The sequence below is a fragment of the Ancylobacter sonchi genome, assembly GCF_018390695.1.
In the GTDB taxonomy this organism is placed as follows: Bacteria; Pseudomonadota; Alphaproteobacteria; order Rhizobiales; family Xanthobacteraceae; genus Ancylobacter; species Ancylobacter sonchi.
The window spans coordinates 803,682-822,416 of sequence record NZ_JAHBGF010000028.1 but is presented as its reverse complement, the minus strand read 5'-3'; the positions used below and the strand labels follow the sequence as shown (position 1 = coordinate 822,416).

General features: G+C 68.3%; 15 protein-coding genes. 11 read left to right on the top strand and 4 right to left on the bottom strand.

Features of this window, described 5'->3' with window-relative positions:
- Positions 1 to 31: 31 nt before the first annotated feature.
- Entirely contained in the window at positions 32 to 640 is a 609-nt protein-coding gene (locus KHC28_RS19195) for an anthranilate synthase component II (RefSeq protein ID WP_214009900.1), read from the bottom strand.
- A 947-nt stretch (positions 641 to 1,587) separates the two neighbouring features.
- Between KHC28_RS19195 and KHC28_RS19190 the strand changes: the two genes are divergently transcribed.
- The 4 genes from KHC28_RS19190 to csgH all read left to right on the top strand — a co-directional run bounded on the left by KHC28_RS19190 (position 1,588) and on the right by csgH (position 4,996).
- Positions 1,588 to 2,703: a helix-turn-helix transcriptional regulator gene (locus tag KHC28_RS19190; RefSeq protein ID WP_214009899.1), complete on the top strand. Its 1,116-nt coding sequence runs from the start codon at positions 1,588 to 1,590 to the stop codon at positions 2,701 to 2,703.
- A gap of 182 nt (positions 2,704 to 2,885) precedes the next feature.
- The gene (locus tag KHC28_RS19185; RefSeq protein ID WP_214009898.1) at positions 2,886 to 3,380 is read left to right on the top strand and encodes a hypothetical protein; all 495 of its coding nucleotides are present in this window, start codon (positions 2,886 to 2,888) and stop codon (positions 3,378 to 3,380) included.
- Positions 3,381 to 4,250: 870 nt separating this feature from the next.
- Positions 4,251 to 4,613 (top strand): hypothetical protein, encoded by a 363-nt coding sequence (locus KHC28_RS19180; RefSeq protein ID WP_246564961.1) that lies wholly within the window; start codon positions 4,251 to 4,253, stop codon positions 4,611 to 4,613.
- 83 nt (positions 4,614 to 4,696) lie between these two features.
- Complete coding sequence (gene csgH, locus KHC28_RS19175; protein WP_214009897.1) at positions 4,697 to 4,996, top strand: curli-like amyloid fiber formation chaperone CsgH; 300 nt, start codon at positions 4,697 to 4,699, stop codon at positions 4,994 to 4,996.
- A 313-nt stretch (positions 4,997 to 5,309) separates the two neighbouring features.
- Here csgH and trpE read toward each other — a convergent pair whose 3' ends face one another.
- Both trpE and KHC28_RS19165 read right to left on the bottom strand, forming a co-directional pair.
- A complete protein-coding gene (trpE, locus tag KHC28_RS19170) occupies positions 5,310 to 6,824 on the bottom strand; it encodes an anthranilate synthase component I (RefSeq protein ID WP_214009896.1) in 1,515 nt (504 codons plus the stop codon).
- A 25-nt stretch (positions 6,825 to 6,849) separates the two neighbouring features.
- Complete coding sequence (locus KHC28_RS19165) at positions 6,850 to 8,766, bottom strand: peptidylprolyl isomerase (protein ID WP_214009895.1); 1,917 nt, start codon at positions 8,764 to 8,766, stop codon at positions 6,850 to 6,852.
- Positions 8,767 to 8,957: 191 nt separating this feature from the next.
- Here KHC28_RS19165 and tpiA point away from each other — a divergent pair, with 191 nt between their 5' ends.
- The 5 genes from tpiA to KHC28_RS19140 all read left to right on the top strand — a co-directional run bounded on the left by tpiA (position 8,958) and on the right by KHC28_RS19140 (position 14,551).
- Positions 8,958 to 9,716, top strand: a complete 759-nt coding sequence (gene tpiA / locus KHC28_RS19160; protein ID WP_214009894.1) for a triose-phosphate isomerase — start codon at positions 8,958 to 8,960, stop codon at positions 9,714 to 9,716.
- A gap of 129 nt (positions 9,717 to 9,845) precedes the next feature.
- Positions 9,846 to 10,253 carry a preprotein translocase subunit SecG gene (gene secG, locus KHC28_RS19155; protein WP_214009893.1) on the top strand — a complete coding sequence of 136 codons (408 nt, stop codon included), beginning with the start codon at positions 9,846 to 9,848 and terminating at the stop codon, positions 10,251 to 10,253.
- A gap of 116 nt (positions 10,254 to 10,369) precedes the next feature.
- Positions 10,370 to 11,998, top strand: coding sequence for a CTP synthase (gene pyrG, locus KHC28_RS19150; protein ID WP_214009892.1), 1,629 nt, complete (start codon positions 10,370 to 10,372; stop codon positions 11,996 to 11,998).
- A 160-nt stretch (positions 11,999 to 12,158) separates the two neighbouring features.
- Positions 12,159 to 13,028: a VOC family protein gene (locus KHC28_RS19145; protein WP_214009891.1), complete on the top strand. Its 870-nt coding sequence runs from the start codon at positions 12,159 to 12,161 to the stop codon at positions 13,026 to 13,028.
- A 149-nt stretch (positions 13,029 to 13,177) separates the two neighbouring features.
- Entirely contained in the window at positions 13,178 to 14,551 is a 1,374-nt protein-coding gene (locus KHC28_RS19140; protein WP_312893262.1) for a lipopolysaccharide biosynthesis protein, read from the top strand.
- Between the two features lie 57 nt (positions 14,552 to 14,608).
- Here KHC28_RS19140 and KHC28_RS19135 read toward each other — a convergent pair whose 3' ends face one another.
- Positions 14,609 to 14,881: a DUF2842 domain-containing protein gene (locus tag KHC28_RS19135; protein WP_214009890.1), complete on the bottom strand. Its 273-nt coding sequence runs from the start codon at positions 14,879 to 14,881 to the stop codon at positions 14,609 to 14,611.
- Positions 14,882 to 15,089: 208 nt separating this feature from the next.
- Between KHC28_RS19135 and KHC28_RS19130 the strand changes: the two genes are divergently transcribed.
- Complete coding sequence (locus tag KHC28_RS19130; protein WP_214009889.1) at positions 15,090 to 16,163, top strand: COX15/CtaA family protein; 1,074 nt, start codon at positions 15,090 to 15,092, stop codon at positions 16,161 to 16,163.
- Positions 16,164 to 17,480: 1,317 nt separating this feature from the next.
- Positions 17,481 to 17,705, top strand: a complete 225-nt coding sequence (locus tag KHC28_RS28030) for a transposase (RefSeq protein ID WP_376772761.1) — start codon at positions 17,481 to 17,483, stop codon at positions 17,703 to 17,705.
- Positions 17,706 to 18,735: the final 1,030 nt, after the last annotated feature.

The following is an 18,735-nucleotide window of genomic DNA, read 5'->3' as shown; positions in this document are numbered from 1 at the left end:
TCTCTGCTCCGCTTTCGTCTCCGCTCCCGCCTCAGGCCGCGCGCGAACGGCGCGGGCCGGCGTTCCAGGCGCGGGCGAGGTCGAGGAAATTCTTGAGGATGGTCCGGCCGTGCTCGGAGGCGATGCTCTCGGGGTGGAACTGCACCCCGTGCACCGGCAGCTCCTTGTGGGACAGGCCCATGATCAGCCCGTCCTCGGTCTCCGCCGTGATGGCGAGCGGGGCGGGCAGGGTGTCGCGCTTGACGATCAGCGAGTGGTAGCGCGTCGCCCGGAACGGGCCGTTGATGCCACGGAACACGCTCTCGCCGCGATGGTGGATGTCGCTCATCTTGCCGTGCAGCGGCAGCGGCGCGCGCACCACCTCGCCGCCGAACACCTGGCCGATCGCCTGGTGGCCGAGGCAGACGCCGAACACCGGCACGCCGTCGCCGGCAGCGCGGGCGATCAGGTCGAGGCAGATGCCGGCCTCGTTGGGCGTCGCCGGGCCGGGGGAGATGACGATGGCTTCGGGCTTCAGCGCCAGCGCCTCGTCGGTGGTGAGGGTGTCGTTGCGGCGCACGTCCACCTCCACTCCCAACCCGCCGAGATAGTGGACGAGGTTCCAGGTGAAGCTGTCGTAATTGTCGACGAGAAGGATCATCGCGGGTCCGTTCGAGCGGCGAGCTTCCGCCTTTGCGAAAAGCTCTAGGATGCGGGAAGGCGCGGGGTCAAGCCGCACCCGGCAGCGAGGTCAAAACCCGCCACGCCATCGCTCGCCACGCACCCTGTACATTGTCACCGCGCTACCCCGATGCGGCCCCCTCGAGGGCGCCGTCTTCCGTCTCAGTCGCTGGCCCCGCCGGGAAGGTCTGTCGTGCAGATCGGCCCGGCGACGGTTCCAGAACGTTTCCAGGGGAACACTTAGGATGCGCTCCGGTGCCGGGTCAAGCCAAGGGTGCTGCCGAGGAGCGCCCCCGGCGCCCGGTATGATCGTCCGCCACGGTAATGAATTATGTCGGCGCGCATGCCGACGCTCGGGAGGGGCCGGAGGGCGTGGACTTACGTAGCGGCATTTCTCTTCGGCAATACGCATTCGCCCTCATATAGTTTATTCGGAAATCGGACGATTATCCGGCCAAGTTCCGCAAGTTGTTGGTCAAGCGCCTGTCTCGGAAGCATGGCGCAGACGATAACGTGCGCGCGGGGATGCAACCAGTGATACCCCTATCCGGGGGTATTAGACTTCTGACGGTATCCTGAGGACGATCATGGCTCCGCCCTTCATCCCGGTATTCGCGACGCTGCGAGGCGATTGACGTCGTCTCAGCGCGGGTTGGCGTCGCACGGACGGGGACGAACAGGCGCAGACGTGCGGGGCGGTGGCGCGCCTGCCGTAAGGGGGATTTGGTGTCCCCTTGAAAATATTCCAATTCAGTTCAAAATTGTGCGGGTTCTGGGCGGTTCCTGTGTAATCCAGTCCAGTAGAGTCGGGGGCGGCCGACCATGATGTGCGACGTTGATGCGGACTCGTGGCGAACATCGATCATCACGACCATTCAGGAAGCAGCGATTTCTCCGGAGCTCTGGGACGAGGTCCTTGCCAGCGTCTTGGCGCGGACAGGCGCGGATGTCGGCTTCTTCCTCGGCCTGGGCAACGGCAACGGCCACGGAAGCGGCCACGGCCATGGCAACGGGAACGGCAATGGAAATGGCCACGGCAACGGCCACGGAAATGGCCACGGTCATGGCAATGGCGACGGCGACAAGATCGCCATCGTCGCGCGCGGCGTACCGAAATCGACGCTGCTGTGTCCCGATCTGGTCGCCTTCTTCGACGCGACCACCCAGTCGCTGGGGCAGGGTGCGGCCTTCGAGCTGGAACTGCGTGATGTCGCATTGCGTCCCGAGGTCCGCAGCCTGTGCGGCGCCTTCGGCGAGCATGGGGTGCTGTCGGGTATCCTGATCGCCCGCGAGGGACAGCGTCGCTTCGCGCTGCTCATGGTCCACCCGCACAATTCCTCCAAGGCCTGCTTGCGGCAGAGGGAGGAGGTCATGGCGCTCCTCCCCTATCTGCAGATCGCCTTCAAGACCCATCGCGAACTGGTCCGGCAGCGCGAACTGGCGGAACGGATGGAGTTCATCTTCACCAACGCCCCGACGCCGCGGGCGCTGGTGCGCTCCGATCTCCGGATCGTGCTGGCCAACCGGGCGTTCATCGCGCTCACCACCGACAATCCCGACATCGGCATCTCCGACGGGGAGTTCGAGATCCGCAGTGCCGAGCTCGGCAGCCAGATCCACGAACATCTCGACGCCGTCATCGCCGGCCGGATCGAACAGAAGGTGTTCTGGGTGCGCGGCGGCATCAATTCGCATGGCTGGCTGGTCAGCCTCGCCACCTCGACCCGCAACGGCCACAGCTCGATCCCGTTCAAGCCGGCGATCGCCCTGCCGGAGCGCGTCGCCCTTCTGAGCATCCGCGAGCTCGGCCGCAACGACTCCCTCAAGCCGGATGCCGTGCGGGCGGTGCTGGGGCTCAGCGCCACCGAGGCAAGCCTCGCCTGCGCGCTCGCCAATGGCGAGTCGAGCACCGAGATCGCCCAGTCGCGGCAGGTCTCCAAGAACACCGTTCACAACCAGCTGGCCTCGGCGATGAACCGGCTCGGCCTGCATCGGCAGATGCAGATGCAGAACCTTCTGTCCCTGCTGTCGGGCTTCATCTGAATGCTATCGACTTGGTACGATCGGACTATTCCGCCGGGATAAACTGATCAGAGTTTCCCATATTCGCACCGGAGCGATGAATATATCTCCCAAGATGCTGGTAGAATTAAGGTAAAGTAGATCGCGTGCGCTAGGTTTATTGACCATCTGCTCGGATGTCACTCCAATCAAGCAGGTCTGTCATGAAGATCAAAGTCGCACTCTGTGTCGCCGCTTTCGTTCTCGCCGCCATTACCCAGGCGGAGGCCGACAGCAACAGGGCATCTGTGTCGCAAGCCGGCGCGGGCAATGCCGCCGGCATCAGCCAGAGCGGGCGGGAAAATTTCAGTGCCATCGGTCAGATGGGGCGGGACAACTACGCGGCCGTCGACCAGTCCGGGCGCTACAACCGCACCAAGGTCGCGCAATATGGCGGATGGAACATCACCGACGTTCTGCAGTCGGGAATGAACAGCCGGGCCAAGGTCAAGCAATACGGCATCCAGAACACCGCGGTGATCGCCCAGACCGGGCGGGTGAATGTCGCGCGGGTGCTTCAGGTCGGCATGCGGAATACGACGACGCTGATCCAGTCGGGCATCGTCAATCTGGCGCAGATCTTCCAGGGCGGCCAGGACAACCGCATCTTCGCCCGGCAGTCCGGCCAGATGAATTCGCTCGTCGTGGTGCAGAACTGATCCTCCCAAAGCCGGCGAATGTTCTGGCAGGCGCCGGCCTCTCCCCTTCTCCCCCGTCTTCCCGTCCCGTCGAGCCATGAGCGCGCCTGCTGGTTGCGCGTAGGGCGTGCGGCCGTGCAGGGACATCGCGACGAGGAAGAAGATGCCGGCCGACCGATCGCGCCTTGCCGGCGGCGATCGCAGAGCGACGCAGCGCGGTCGCGGACGGTGGCTCCGGAAGGGGCGGCCGGCCGCCGCCCGCGTCGATCCGGCCCTTCGGTGCGGGCCGGCGAGGCGCCCGCGGTCATGGCGGGCGCGGTCATGACGGGAATGTACGCGTGCTCGCGCGCGAGGGTTCGCGCGAGCGCACGTGGCGAGCGCAGCATGTGGCGAGCACATGCGGACGTCACGCGCCGCCGCCGTGTGCCTCGCGCGCGCTTGTTGCCCGCGTCGGCGCGCCGCTCGCCGGCAAGCGTGCCTGGGCGGCTCCATGTCGCCGCAGCCGCCGGGCTTTTGCTTCGTCGGCTTACCGCCGACCCTTCGCCAGACGGTCCCGCAGAGGCCTCGTCGGCGCCTGGAACCCCGCGGATGGTCCATCGGGCTATTCCCGGCGGTGATTCCACCAAGGAAAACCGGAGGTTGGGTAGGATATTACGGCGAGTGGACCGTCCAATGGGCCGTTCCGGCAGGTAGATACGCCAGCGCGATAGTACGAATGGACCAAGGGGCAGGCTAGCTGGGTCAGATCGACGTGAAATCGCGCTGATTTGATGCAGAAACGCACCAGAAGTCTGGTCGGATTTCGGTCAAGTATCTCGGTAGAGCTGCGGCTACTTTCCTGACGCCGTCGACGGCGACGGGGAAATAAATCAAAACCCAAGGAGATTAGCCATGAAACTCGCATCTGTACTGCTGGCTTCCGCCATGATCCTGGTCACCATCCCGCTGGCCAATGCGGCTGGCAACGAGGCTGATGTCTCGCAGACCGGCAAGGGCAACCAGGCCGGCATCGGTCAGGTCGGCAAGGGCAACTATTCCGGCATCGGCCAGGTCGGCAAGAAGAACGAGGCGGTCTCGCTTCAGGCCGGCAAGGGCAACGTTTCCGGCATCGGCCAGTTCGGCAAGAAGAACGAGGCCCTGACGGTGCAGGTCGGCAAGAACAATGTGTCCGGCACCCTGCAGTTCGGCAAGTACAACGAAGCCACCACCACCCAGGTGGGCAAGGGCAATTCCTCGGTGATCGTGCAGTATTGAACGACACGTCCAGAACCATCGGGCGGCCGGCGGTCATCGATGAGTGTCCGTCGGCCGCTCCATTTCCCAGGAAGGGTGCCGAAATGATCATGACCGCCGCGGCCATGCCGCCGTGTCACATCGAGGTCGTCGAGCGCAACGGCATGGTCAAGCTCGAGGCCGTGCTCGACTCTCAGGACGTGGCGAAGGGCCAGTATGTGCTGGTCGTCCGCTCGGGTGCCTCCGGCAACGTGTCCACCTCCCGGCAGGGCGGCGAGTTCGAGGTCGGCGATCTGGAAAACGGCCGGCTGGCGACGGCCTATGTCGGAGCGGCCGGCTGGACCGCGCAGCTGAGGGTCTATGGCCATGATGGCAAGCTGGTCTGTACGACCACCAAATCGTAACCGCGAGCGCCGCAACCGTGAGCCGGCGCGTTCCGTGGAACTGCGGCCGGCCTGCCGGTCGCGCACCGTCCCGGTCGGAAGCCCGGGCGACAGCGGGGAGCCCCAGGCCGATGTCCTCGGGCAGCCTTGACCACCGGCGGCCTTCCACCGCCGCCGGCTTCCGGTGTCGAAATCTTCCGGACGGCCGGCGGACAGGCTCAGGCCTGCCGCCGGCGATCACCGTCCAGCCGGCCCGAGGTTGGCCCGCTTCGCGTCCCTCGCCGGCCCTTGGTCAACCCGTTCGGCGACCCCGCCCGGCCAGAGGCCGGTCCGTTCACTGACCCCTGCCGGCCCGGGCGGCGAAACGCACCGCCTCCTCGCCGGCGCGGAACAGCGCCCTGGCCTTGTTGGCGCATTCCTGCTGCTCGCTCTCGGGATCCGAGTCGTAGACGATGCCGGCGCCGGCCTGCACGTGCATCTTGCCGTCCTTCACCACGGCGGTGCGCAGCACGATGCAGGTGTCCATCTCGCCATCGGCGCCGAAATAGCCGATGGCGCCGGCATAGATGCCGCGCTTGTCCCGCTCCAGCTCGTCGATGATCTCCATCGCCCGCACCTTCGGCGCCCCCGAGACGGTGCCGGCGGGAAAGCCCGCCGCCAGCGCATCCAGCGCGTCGTGCTTCGGGTCGAGGTCGCCCTCGACATTCGACACGATGTGCATCACCTGGCTGTAGCGCTCGATGAGGAAGCTCTCGGTCACCTCCACCGTGCCGATGGCGGCGACGCGGCCGACATCGTTGCGGCCGAGGTCGAGCAGCATGAGATGCTCGGCGCGCTCCTTCGGGTCGGCGAGCAGCTCGACCTCCAGCGCCTTGTCCTCCTGCGGGGTGGCGCCGCGCCGGCGGGTGCCGGCGATCGGGCGGATGGTGACGGTGTTGTCGCGCAGCCGGACCAGGATTTCCGGCGAGGAGCACACCAGCGAGAAGCCGCCGAAGTTGAAATAGACCAGGAACGGCGCCGGGTTGATCCGCCGCAGCGCCCGGTAGAGCGCGAAGGGCGGCAGGGTGAAGGGCGCGTCGAAGCGCTGCGAGAGCACCACCTGGAAGATGTCGCCGGCGCGGATGTATTCCTTCGCCCGGTCCACCATCGCCCGGTAGGCGTCCGGCGCGGTGTTGGAGACCGGCACCACCAGCTGGTGCAGCGCGTCCTCGGTGCCTTGAGTGGGCAGGGTGCCTTCCAGCGCCGCCACCACACGCTCGATGCGCGCGCGCGCCGCTTCCAGCGCGGCGGTGGCGCTGACGCCGGCGGCGGGGCGCACCGGTGTCACCACCGTCACCTCGTCGCGCACCGCGTCGAAGACCACCATTACGGTCGGGCGGATGAAGATCGAATCCGGCACGCCGAGCAGGTCGGGCTTGGCCTGCGGCAGGCGCTCCATCTGCCGCACCATGTCGTAGCCGAGATAGCCGAACACGCCGGCCGCCATCGGCGGCGCGCCGTCGGGCAGGGCGATGCGCGATTCCTCGACCAGCGCCCGCAGCGAGGCCAGCGGCGGCTGCGTGCACGGCTCGAACGTGTCGGGATCGAGCGCGGCGCGGCGGTTGATCTCGGCACGGCCATCGCGGCAACGCCAGATCAGGTCCGGCTCCATGCCGATCATCGAGTAGCGCCCACGGGTGGCGCCGCCCTCGACGGATTCGAGCAGGAAGGAGTTCGCCCGCTCGGCGGCGATCTTCAGATAGGCCGAGACCGGGGTTTCGAGATCGGCGACCAGCGTCTCGCCGATCACCTGCGCCTCGCCGCGCGCATAGGCGCTCGCGAAGGCTTCCGCGTCGGGATTGAGGTTCATCGCAAGGTCCTCGCTTCCCGTCGGCTCAGTTCACCGCGTCGGCGGGTACGCCGACGATCTGGTCGAGGGCGGCGCGGTTGATCTTGGCGCCGAGGTCGCTCTGCAGCTGCACCAGATACTCGGTCATCAGGTCGTTCTGCATGCTCTGGCCGATATCGGCGATGATCTTGTCGTTCTGCGGCGCCTCGGCGGGAATGTTGACGCCGGTCACCTTGAACAGCAGGCGGTCGTCGCCCGGCAGCGGGGCGCTGCCCACCGCGCCGTCGCGGGTGTCGAAGATGGCGTTGATCGCCTCCTGCGGCACGCCCTCATTGGCGCGGCCGCGGCGCAGGCCGTTGGCGGTGCGCAGCTCCAGCCCGGCATCGGCGATGGTGAGGTCGAAGGCGGCGCCGTCGGCGATCTTCTTCTTGAGCTCGGCGAGCTTGGCGTCGAGCGCCTGCGCCGTCTCGTCCTCCTTCCAGCGGGCCAGCACCTGTGCGCGCGCTTCCTCGAAGGTGCGCTCGCGCGGGGCGGTGACGTCGGTCACGTCGTACCAGACATAGCCGCCGTCCTGGCCGCCCTGCGCGCCGGTGTTCTGCGGCAGGGTGATCGGGTCGTTCTGCGCGCCGACCTCGGTAGCGAAGGCGAGGCGCAGCACGTCCGAGCGCGACGGCAGGGCAGGGATGGCGGTGCCGTCCGGCGTGTTGCCCTGGGCGTCGGTGTCGAGGGTCTGCAGCGTCAGCCCGGCTTTGGAGGCGGCTTCTGCGAGGGTGGCGCCGGCGTTGCGGTCGTCCTCGATCTTGTCATAGGCGGCGAGCAGCGCCCGGCGGGCGGTGTCGAGCTGAAGTTCCTTGCGGATCTCGGCGGCCACCTCGTCGAGCGGCTTCACCGAGGCCGGGGTGATGGCGCCGACATGCACGATCACCGGACCGAAGCGGCCGTTCACCACGCCGCTGGTGCCCTCGGCGGCGAGCGCGAAGGCGGCGTCCGCGATGGCGGCGTCGAAGATGTCGGCGCGGGTCACCGTGCCGAGCGCGGTGTCCTTGGCCTCCAGCTTCCGCTCGGCGGCGATGTCGGCGAAGGAGGTGCCGGCGGCGATCCGGTCGGCGGCGGCCTTGGCCTCGTCGGCGTTGGGGAACACGATCTGGTCGATCACCCGGCGCTCCGGCGTGCCGAAGCGGGCCTGGTTGGCGTCGTAGAACGCCTTCACGTCGGCGTCGGCGATGTCTTCCTTGCCGGCCAGCGTCGCGGGGGTGAGGACGAGCAGGTTGATCTTGCGGAATTCCGGCGCGCGGAACGCCAGCTTGCGGGCGTCGAAGAAGCCCTTCAGCTGCTCGTCGGTCGGCGCGGCGAAGGGGCCGACATTGGCGTCGCCGATGATGGCGTAGCTCACCGAGCGGGTCTCGCTCTCATAGCGCTTCACCGCGTCCTTCAGCACCTGCGGCACTTCCATGCCGCCGGCCAGCGACTGGATCAGCTGCTGGCGCTGGGCGAGCCGGCGCTCCGCCTCGACGAAGCGCGGCTCGGTGAAGCCGTTGGAGCGCAGCAGCTGCAGGAAGTAGTTGTGGTCGAAGGCCCCGGACGGGCCGAAGAAGGCCGGGTTGCTCTGCACCCGGTCGACCACCTGCTGGTCGGAGACCGAGAGGCCCATCCGGCGGGTCGCCTCGTCGAGCGCGGCTTCGCCGAGGCGCTCGTTCAGCACCTGGTCGGGAATGCCGAAGGCGCGCGCCTGGTCGGGGGTGAGGCCCTGCTTGAGCTGCTGGGAGATCTGCTGCAGGCGCTGCTGGTAGAGCTGCTGGAACTCCGGCACGCTGATCTCGGTGGAGCCGATGGAGGCCAGCGTCTGGCCGCCGAAGCCGCGGAACACGTCCGCGATGCCCCAGATGCCGAAGCTGATGATGAGGAGTCCCATCAGGACCTTGGCGATGATTCCGGAGGCGCTCTTACGCAGGGTCTGCAGCATTGTTGTTCTCGTCGGGCGTAGGCCGGCAAAAACCCGGGCGTCTCGGCCCGGGTCGCGAAAGGCGCGCATCATAGGGATGCCGCGATGGTGTCGCAACGCCGCACATGCGGCCATTTGCGCGGTCCGGCGCGGTCTGTTACGCCGGGTCATCAAGCTTGGAAATGCGGGTATTTGAGGGAGCGAGACTTTTCATGACGACGCGCCGTCCGCTGATCGCCGGCAATTGGAAGATGCACGGTCTGAAGGCCTCCGTGCAGGAGTTCGACCGGATGGTCGCCGCCTATGACGCCGCGCTGCGCGCCCGCACCGAGCTGATGATCTGCCCGCCGGCGACGCTGATCGCCGCGCTCGCCGCCGCCGCCGGTACGTCCGGGGTCGCGGTCGGCGGCCAGGACTGCCACGCCAACACCCACGGCGCCCACACCGGCGACATCGCCGCCGAGATGATCCTCGACGCCGGCGGCAGCGCGGTGATTCTCGGCCATTCCGAGCGCCGCACCGATCATGGCGAGACCGATGCGGCGGTGCGCGCCAAGACGCTGGCCGCCTGGGGCGCCGGGCTCGCCGCCATCGTCTGCGTCGGCGAGCACCGGCAGCAGCGCGAGGAGGGCGTCGCGCTCGACCTGGTGCGCGTGCAGCTCGCCGGCTCGATTCCCGACGGGGCGAGCGCGGCGAATCTCGTCGTCGCCTATGAGCCGGTATGGGCGATCGGCACCGGCCTCACCCCGAGCATCGGCGACATCGCCGAGATGCACGGCGCCATCCGGGCGGCGCTGGTCGCGCGCTTCGGCGAGGTTGTGGGCAACGGCATCCGCATCCTCTATGGCGGCTCGGTGAAGCCGGCCAATGCCGCCGAGATCCTGGCGGTCGCCGATGTGGACGGTGCGCTGGTCGGCGGCGCCAGCTTGAAGGCGGGGGATTTCATGGCGATCGCCGGCGCCTATATGTAGGGCGCCTCCCGGTTTCAGCCGCCTTCCGTGGCGCGCTGGAAATGCCGGGCGTGATCGTGTAGGAACCCGACCGACAAAAGCCGGCGGCGATGTTTCGTCCGCCGCCGTATTCGATTTTGAAGGCGTCAGATGCAGACCGTAATCATCATCATCCACCTCATGGTGGTGCTGGCTCTTATCGGCGTGGTGCTGATCCAGCGCTCCGAGGGCGGCGGGCTCGGGATTGGCGGCGGCGGTGGCGGCGGTGGCGGCTTCTTCAGCGCCCGCGGCACCGCCAACGTGCTGACCCGTGCGACGGCGATCCTGGCGACGCTGTTCTTCATCACCAGCCTGAGCCTGACCATCCTGGCCGGCTGGGGCCGGGGGCCGTCCTCGATCTTCTCCACGCCGACGACGCTGCCTTCGGGCGCGCCGGCGGCGCCGGGCGGCAACGTGCTCGAGCAGCTCCAGGGCGCCCAGCCGGCGCCCGGCACCGCTCCGGCCGCTCCCGCCGCCCCGGCGGCGCCCGCCGCGCCGCAGGTTCCGCAGTCGCAGTGATCGCCCGGCGGCGGGCCTCTCCCGCCGTCCCGTTTCGCTCTTTTCTCCACAGCGGGGGTCGTCCGGCTAAGACGGCCCTCGCCGAATCGCGTTTTCGCAGTTAGAAACCGAACTCCATGGCGCGCTATATTTTCATCACAGGCGGCGTTGTGTCCTCGCTCGGCAAGGGTCTGGCTTCCGCCGCCCTCGGCGCGTTGCTGCAGGCCCGCGGCTACAAGACCCGGCTTCGCAAGCTCGATCCCTATCTCAATGTCGATCCGGGCACGATGAGCCCGTATCAGCATGGCGAAGTCTTCGTCACCGACGACGGCGCCGAGACCGATCTCGATCTCGGCCATTACGAGCGCTTCACCGGCCGCTCGGCGAACAAGCAGGACAACATCACCACCGGCCGCATCTATCAGGAGATCCTGAACAAGGAGCGGCGCGGCGACTATCTCGGCGCCACGGTGCAGGTGATCCCGCACGTCACCAACGCCATCAAGGAATTCATCCTCTCCGGCAACGAAGGCTACGACTTCGTGCTGGTGGAGATCGGCGGCACGGTCGGCGACATCGAGGCGATGCCGTTCCTGGAGAGCATCCGTCAGGTCGGGCAGGAGCTGCCGCGCAAGCACTGCATCTATGTGCACCTGACGCTGCTGCCCTACATCCCCTCGGCCGGCGAGCTGAAGACAAAGCCGACCCAGCACTCGGTGAAGGAGCTGCGCGCGCTCGGCATCGCCCCGGACATCCTGCTCTGCCGCACCGACCGCGAGATCCCGCGCGAGGAGCGCCGCAAGCTCGGCCTGTTCTGCAATGTCCGCGAGAGCGCGGTGATCGAGGCGCGCGACGCCGACAACATCTATGCGGTGCCCTCGCTCTATCACGAGGCGGGGCTCGACAACGAGGTTCTGGCCGCCTTCGGCATCGAGCCGGCGCCCGAGCCGGAGCTCACCCGCTGGCACAAGATCGAGAGCGGCATCCGCAACCCGGAAGGCGCGGTCACCATTGCCATCGTCGGCAAGTATACCGGGCTGAAGGACGCCTATAAGTCGCTCATCGAGGCGCTGGCGCATGGCGGCATCGCCAACAATGTCCGCGTCAATCTCGACTGGATCGAGAGCGAGATCTTCGAGCGCGAGGACCCGGCGCCGTTCCTGGAGCATGTCCACGGCATCCTGGTGCCGGGCGGCTTCGGCCAGCGCGGCGCCGAAGGCAAGATCCGCGCGGCGCAGTTCGCCCGCGAGCGGCGCGTGCCCTATCTCGGCATCTGCTTCGGCATGCAGATGGCGGTGATCGAGGCGACCCGCAATCTCGCCGGCATCACCGAGGCCAACTCCACCGAGTTCGGCCCGACGCCGGAGCCGGTGGTCGGCCTGCTCACCGAGTGGCTGCGCGGCAACGAGCTGGAGAAGCGCGGCCTCGACACCGATCTCGGCGGTACCATGCGTCTCGGCGCCTATCCCGCCGCGCTGGCGGAGGGCAGCCGGGTGGCGCAGGTCTACGGCGCCACCGAGATTTCCGAGCGCCACCGTCATCGCTATGAAGTGAACCTGCGCTATCGCGAGCGGCTGGAAGCCTGCGGCATGCTGTTCTCCGGCACCTCGCCGGACGGGCTGCTGCCGGAGATCATCGAGTACCCGGACCACCCCTGGTTCATCGGCGTGCAGTACCATCCGGAACTGAAGTCGCGCCCGTTCCAGCCGCACCCGCTCTTCGCCTCCTTCATCGGGGCGGCGATGGTGCAAAGTCGCCTCGTCTGAAGGCGGGGCCTCATCCGCTGGAGCCTTTCCGCAGGAGCTTTGAGCTTTCGCTTTAAGCCTTTTGTGGAGAAACGGGCTCCATCCTGTTGAAGGTAGGATGCTTTCCGTTCGGTCGGGCGGTTTCGCCTGATCCGCCGGGAAGGGTTCGGAGGAGAAGCCCATGGCCCGTGGCCTCGATCACGTCGTGCATGTCGTCCGCGATCTCGAAGCCGCGGGAGAGCTCTACGACATGCTGGGCTTCACGGTCGGGGCGCGCAACCGCCATCCCTGGGGCACGCAGAATCGTATCGTGCAGACCCCCGGCTTCTTTATGGAAGTGCTGGAGATCGCCGAGCCGGATCACATCCCGCCGCATGGCGAGACCAACCTGTCCTTCGGCGCCTTCAACCGCGAATTCCTGGCCGAGCGTGGGCCGGGCCTGTCCATGCTGGTGCTGGAGGGCCGTGATCCCGCCGCTGAGAAGGCGGAGTTCGACGCCGCCGGCTTCGGTGGTCTCGACCTGTTTGATTTCGAGCGCACCGCCAAGCGGCCGGACGGCAGCGATGTCGAGGTGGCGTTCTCGCTGGCCTTCGCTCGCGATCCGGCCTCGCCGCAGACCGGCTTCTTCACCTGCACCCAGCGCCATCCGGAGAATTTCTGGGTGCCGGACCTGCAGCGGCACATGAACGGCACCACCGGCGTCGCCGGCGTGGTGCTGGCCGCCGAGGATCCGGCCGGGCATCTCGACTTCCTCGCGACGTTCACCGGCGCCGCTTTCCGCCGCGCGGTGGAGGGCTGGTACATCGCCGAGACGCCGCGCGGCCGTATCGAGGTGCTGAACCCCAAGCTGTTCAACGATCGCTTCGGCGCCACCGCGCCCGCCGGGCCGGGCCTGCATCTCGCGGGGGTCCGCTTCGCGGTGGCGGATATCGACCGCACCCGCAAGCGGCTCGGCTCCAGCCGCATGACCGCCGAGGAGATCGAGGGCGTCATCGTCGTCGGTCCCAAGGCGGCGCTCGGCGCCATGCTGGTGTTCGAACCGGCCGCCTGATCGTCGCTCCCCTTGCCTGAGGCTTCCCTGCCTTAACGCCATGGAAACCACGCTTCCGGTCTAATGGCCGGATGATGGATGACGGCGACAAGGTCCTGGACGTCCCGGCGTCCGGCGCGCGGGGAGAGGCGACAGCGGCGGAGACGCCGGTGTCGGCGCTGCGTCGTGCCCTCGGTCGTTGCCGGCGCTTCGCCCGCCGCCATCTTGCCGCGCCGCTCATCGTCGGCCTGCTCGCCGCCGGCTTAGTGCATCAGAGCGTCGAGCCGCGCTATGTCGCCGAGGCGCGGCTGCGCGTCGAGGGCTGGCCGCTCGATGCCCGCGCCAGCGCGGCCCGCCGCAGCCAGTTCCAGCTCATCACCTCACGCGAATTCGCTCGCCAGGTCCTGCAACGCAACGGCCTCGGCGAACGGCTCACCGCCGGGCGCGGTCTGGCCGCGCTGCTGCCGTTCTCGCCGGCGCTCGCCGCCGCAGCGGTCGACGAGGAGAGCGCGCTGCGCGCCATCGAGGCGGGGCTGCGGCTCACCACCACCGCCGACGGGCGCGCCACCATCGGCTTCACCGCCGCCGACGGCGTGCTGGCTGCCGATGTCGCCAATGCGTTCGGCGAATCCTATGTCGAGCTGCGCCGGGTGTTCGGCGACGCCACAACGCCGGTGAGCCTGTCGCGCGCCTTGCCGCCGCGCCAGGCGCTCGGCCTGTCGCCGCTGGAATGGGGGCTGGGCGCCGGGCTGTTCGGCTTCGCGCTCACCTTCCTCCTGCAGGCGATGTGGCGTCGGCAGCGGCCGGAATTGCTGAGGGCCGGGCTCGATCCGGCGACGGCCGAGGTGCCGCAGGCGCCGGTGCAGCACCTGCCGTGGATCGGCTCGCGCAGCGAGGACGAGACGGAGGAGACCCCCTCGCGTGCCCGGCTGCGGCTCGGCCGTGATGGCGAGCTGGCCGACCTGTCGCGGCTGGTGCGGCTGCGCGGTGCGGCGGCGCGGCTGGTGGTCGTCACCGGCCCGTCGGCGGATGAGGGCACGGCGCAGTGCGCGCTGGCGCTGGGTCGTTCGCTCGCCGCCTGCGAGAAGCGCGTCGTCATCGTCTGCCTCGACATCACCGCCGAGGCGCTGGCCGAGCTCACCGCCGATCCGCGCGCGCCGGGGCTCACCGACCTCCTGTTCGGCGTCGCCAGCTTTTCCGATGCCATCCATCGCGAGACGTCCTCGCGCTGCCATGTCATCCCGCCGGGGCGCGGTGCCCGCGAGGCGGACGGCCTCGTCGCGTCCGAGCGCCTCGGGCTGATCCTGCGGGCGCTGGAGCAGACCTACGACCATGTGGTGGTGGCGGCGCCGCCGCTCGGCATGCTGGAGGAGGCCGGCCGCATCGCCGGGCTCGGCCCGACGCTGATCCTCGTCACCCATCCCGGCGCCCGCACCACCGATGCGGTGCAGGCCTTCGACGCGCTGGCCGCGCGCGGCTTCGGCGACATCGCCATGGTCACCTTCGCCGAGCCGGCGACGGGGCGGTTGCCGCACGCGGCATGAGGTCGCGGCGATAAGCTCGCGCCGATAGGTCGTGCCCGGTCGCCGGCCGATCCGCGCTCAGAGCGTTTCCGGCTTGCGGTCGCCCTTCTGCATCCAGCGGATCAGCAGTGCCGCCGGCACCACCCAGCCGATGCCCAGCACGACATAGGCGATGAACTGCCAGAAACCCGGCAGCGTCGTCACCCGGCCCTGCGCCAGCGCCATGGCGCCGAGCGACCAGACGATCACCAGGATGAGGATCAGGCAGGTGCCGATGAACTTGCGCAGGCGCGGCGGCAGCGAAGGGGGCGCGCTCGGGCGCTCGGTCGGTCGGGAGGCGCGGTCGTCCATCGGCGGGGTTGCCCGATAAGTGATCTCAGGGACAATTCGCCCGGTTGTGCGGGCGCGCGGTGAGCTATATCCGCTCCGACGCTAGGTTGAAACCCGGCGACGGGATCCGGTATCGCTCCCCCGCCGCGGGTTGAAGCCCGACCTCGAACATCGGATCGGCCGGAACCTTCCGCAATGAGGGCCGGCCGCCGAACCGCAGGAACTGCATATGGCCCTCTCCGGCACCATCGATCTTTCCGCCGCGCCGGCTTCGGACCGGCTGCGTCCGGTGCGGCTGTGGCTCTATGCGGTGGCGGCGCTGATCGTGCTGATGGTGGTGGTGGGCGGCGCCACGCGGCTCACCGAGTCCGGCCTGTCGATTACCGAGTGGAAGCCGGTCACCGGCGCCCTTCCGCCGCTTTCCGAAGCGGCGTGGCAGGCCGAGTTCGAGAAATACCAGCAGATCCCGCAATATCAGCAGATCAACCGGGGCATGAGCCTCGCCGAGTTCCGCACCATCTTCTGGTGGGAGTGGGGGCATCGGCTGCTCGGCCGGCTGATCGGTTTCGTCTTCCTGCTGCCCTTCCTGTATTTCCTGTGGCGCGGCCTGGTCACCGGCCCGCTGCGCTGGAAGCTCGGCGGGCTGTTCCTGCTCGGCGGGCTGCAAGGAGCGGTCGGCTGGTGGATGGTGGCGTCCGGCCTTGTCGGACGCGTCGATGTCAGCCAGTACCGGCTGGCGACGCATCTGACGCTGGCCTGCCTGATCCTCGCCGCCACGATGGCGGTGGCCGACGGCCTGCGGCCGGCCCGCACGGTCCGGGCCGTGCCGGGCGGGCGCCGGAACGCGCCGGGCATGGCGGTACCGCTCGCCTGGGCGCTGTTCGCCGTCGTGCTGCTGCAGATCTTCCTGGGTGGCCTGGTCGCCGGGCTGGATGCCGGGCTCACCTACACCACCTGGCCGCTGATGGACGGGCATTTCATTCCGCCGGTCGAGAACCTGCTGGTGCAGCAGCCGGCGTGGCGCAACCTGTTCGAGAATGTGCTCACCGTGCAGTTCAACCATCGCATGACCGCCTATACGGTGCTGGCGCTGGCGGTGGTGAACTGGCTGGCGCTGCGCGCGAGCCCGGCCGGCGGCCGCGCGGCGCTGCTGATGGGGCTGGTGGCGGCGCAGGCGCTGCTCGGCATCCTGACGCTGATCCACCAGGTGCCGATCGACATCGCGCTGGCGCACCAGTTCGGCGCGACCATCGTGCTGATCGGCGCCACGCTGCACCTCTGCCGCACCCGCGCCGCCGCCTGAGGCGCCCGCTCTGGCGGGCCTCCACCCTCACGCTGGCGCCTCGCGCGGCCGAACGGGGGGCGATAGCGGATGGGGTGCCTTGCGAAACGGTATCGTTTTTCCCGTTCGCGCACGGCCATTGCTCGGACCGGCGCCACGCGGCACCCCTGCCGTTCCGGGCGGCGGTCCCGCGGCCGACCATCGGTCCGAGCGCTGGCGAGTGCCCTTAGCGACAGGACGTTCTTGGCGAAACCGGTCGCTCCCTCCTCCCGAGAGCTCGGCGCCGAACGCGCCGCTCGGCCGGACCGGCTGCAACTCGCTCGGAAAGGGTTACGACGTGATGAGCCTTCGCGAGACAAGGACCTCGGCGCGAAGGGAATGGCGAGAACCCTATCCCACCTGTCGCGCCGGAGGAGGCCTTAGCTGCCGGGGGCATCACAGCCGCGAGAAGATCTTGGTACCTTCGATCGGTCGCCGGGGCGATCCGGCGTCGAGGTTGTGCCGGTCCTCGCCGCGGCACTGAAGCCGGGAACAGAGTACGCCATCGACCAGCCATCGGGCCGATCCGGGCTCGATGCACTTCGACCCTCCGAGGCAGCATCGGAGGGGAGATTGGGGCATTCGGACCGCGGATTGCCAATGCGCGTCGCGAGACATCGGAATCACCGGCCGGCACTGGCGATCACGGCGAGAGCGTCGATCGTGCAATCGCTCGCCGGGCCGACCGTTTCAGCTGCGAGGCCGCTGGATCTCCCCCCAGCGAAACGCTCGGCCCGGCGCGGCGAACTCGCAAGTCCCGCGCGGCGGTGGCCCGCGTCGTCTGTCTATGTCGGGCGAGTGCCTGACAGACTGCACTTCCGAGCCGCCATCCCACCGGAGCACGGTGGTCGGGAGACCGCTGCAATTCACCTTCGACGATGCCTGGTGCCCCGACAGCCCGCCCGCTGGGGCTGGCCCGTCCCGGCCAGCCTCGCCCGCGTATCTGCGGCACGGCCAGTCTCGTTCCGTCGGTTGCGGTCGGAGCGGGGCCACTGCGAACCCCGTTTCGGCAGTCGACGGTGCGAGCGACGCAGGATGCCCGATCCGCCATTGCCGGCCATTCCTGCCAGCATCGACCGATGTACCGTTGGTATGGCCGGCTTTGCCCGGACCCGCGACGGTCCGATCGTGAAACCGAGACCGCCTGCCACCACCCGCACAGGCGATGAAGCATTCCGGTAGGGCCATCCTGCCCGCACAGGGGGGCGTTGCTCATCCCGACTGCGAACTCGGTTCGAAACCCGAGTGGGGGTGTTGGAAGGGTAGGGATCTGACCCCTTGGCATTCGGTGGTTTTCGGGTGGCGCGAAAGCAAGAGGTTTATCGGCTGTCGGATGTAGAATGGGCGGCAATCCAGCCGCCTTTGTCGCGGGGCCGTCGTGGGGTGCGGCGCGTTGATGGCCGGCGCGTGATCTCGGGGATCAGGCACATGCGTTCGGGCGGTCGCTGGAAGGACGACCCAAGCGTCTACGGTCCCTCCATCGTCTGCAATCGATGGAGCCGTTGGAGCCGGCAGGGCGTGTAAAAGCGGATTCTCTACGCCTCGACTGGGGGGCACGGGTGCGGTGGGCGCCACCCCTAGCAAAGCTCGCTCCTCGGCTGCCAGCGCAAAGCGGGCATCATCATGCCATAGGCGCCTCGCGTGGCGGGCGAACCACCAAAATCCACGCGTGGAGCGATGATCGCGGCCACCCGTCGCTTTCGTCCCGACACCCGGCACCGCTCATAGCCTCGCCGGCGCCAAAACGCTGCTCGCCATCCGCCACCCCGCCACACGCTGCTGGCCGATCGGGCCGACGACGCGACAAGCCTGTGCGGCTGGCTCACCGGGCGCGGAACCGAACCCGCCATGCCCACCGATCCGACCCGCAAGAACCCGCACGCCCACGACCGCGACCCCTATCGCGCTCGAAACCCCATCGGGTGGGTATTCTGCAGGCTTAAGGACTTCCGGCGCATCGCTACCCGCGACGACAAGCGCGCAGACATCTTCCTTTCAGCCGTCTGCATCGCAGCCTCATCCACTTGGTGGACCAACTCAATCTCACCCCCTGGAACACGACAGGCGGCTTGGTTCCGTGCGTCATCGGCTCGGCTGCGAACCCGATGCATCCCATCCCATGTGGCCGATGGTGCGTGGCGAATGAACAGGCCGCCGATCGGGGTGAACCATCGACCCAAGCATCGACCCGAGCATCGACCCCTCCATCAAGTGCCGGCGGTATAGCGGGTCCTGGTCGGGTCCGTTACGGACCGATCGGGAAGCCGATGTCGACCGCAGCAGACGGATCGTGACGCAAGGGTAGGTTCGTCCACAGCGGCGGCCGCCATGGCACATGTCGACTGCGATCCAGTATGTCGCGGTCGACCTCGCCCCATGCCCTACCGGCCCGGTCGGCAGCCCGATGCTAACGGCTTATATTTCCCGCAGCCGATAGCGCGAGAAGGAAGGGCAGACCAACCCGCCGGCACCTGTGCGGCTGCGAGCACCGTTTGCACCATCGCGAGGCGGTCGAGCTCATTCCACGTCGTCACGCATCCCTGCGAGGATGTTG

What these genes read in the sequence shown, in the direction of transcription:
- KHC28_RS19195 (WP_214009900.1), bottom strand. Translation starts at nt 640, where the DNA reads ATGATCCTTCTCGTCGACAATTACGACAGCTTCACCTGGAACCTCGTC.
- KHC28_RS19185 (WP_214009898.1), top strand. Translation starts at nt 2,886, where the DNA reads ATGAAGATCAAAGTCGCACTCTGTGTCGCCGCTTTCGTTCTCGCCGCC.
- KHC28_RS19180 (WP_246564961.1), top strand. Translation starts at nt 4,251, where the DNA reads ATGAAACTCGCATCTGTACTGCTGGCTTCCGCCATGATCCTGGTCACC.
- csgH (WP_214009897.1), top strand. Translation starts at nt 4,697, where the DNA reads ATGATCATGACCGCCGCGGCCATGCCGCCGTGTCACATCGAGGTCGTC.
- trpE (WP_214009896.1), bottom strand. Translation starts at nt 6,824, where the DNA reads ATGAACCTCAATCCCGACGCGGAAGCCTTCGCGAGCGCCTATGCGCGC.
- KHC28_RS19165 (WP_214009895.1), bottom strand. Translation starts at nt 8,766, where the DNA reads ATGCTGCAGACCCTGCGTAAGAGCGCCTCCGGAATCATCGCCAAGGTC.
- tpiA (WP_214009894.1), top strand. Translation starts at nt 8,958, where the DNA reads ATGACGACGCGCCGTCCGCTGATCGCCGGCAATTGGAAGATGCACGGT.
- secG (WP_214009893.1), top strand. Translation starts at nt 9,846, where the DNA reads ATGCAGACCGTAATCATCATCATCCACCTCATGGTGGTGCTGGCTCTT.
- pyrG (WP_214009892.1), top strand. Translation starts at nt 10,370, where the DNA reads ATGGCGCGCTATATTTTCATCACAGGCGGCGTTGTGTCCTCGCTCGGC.
- KHC28_RS19145 (WP_214009891.1), top strand. Translation starts at nt 12,159, where the DNA reads ATGGCCCGTGGCCTCGATCACGTCGTGCATGTCGTCCGCGATCTCGAA.
- KHC28_RS19135 (WP_214009890.1), bottom strand. Translation starts at nt 14,881, where the DNA reads ATGGACGACCGCGCCTCCCGACCGACCGAGCGCCCGAGCGCGCCCCCT.
- KHC28_RS19130 (WP_214009889.1), top strand. Translation starts at nt 15,090, where the DNA reads ATGGCCCTCTCCGGCACCATCGATCTTTCCGCCGCGCCGGCTTCGGAC.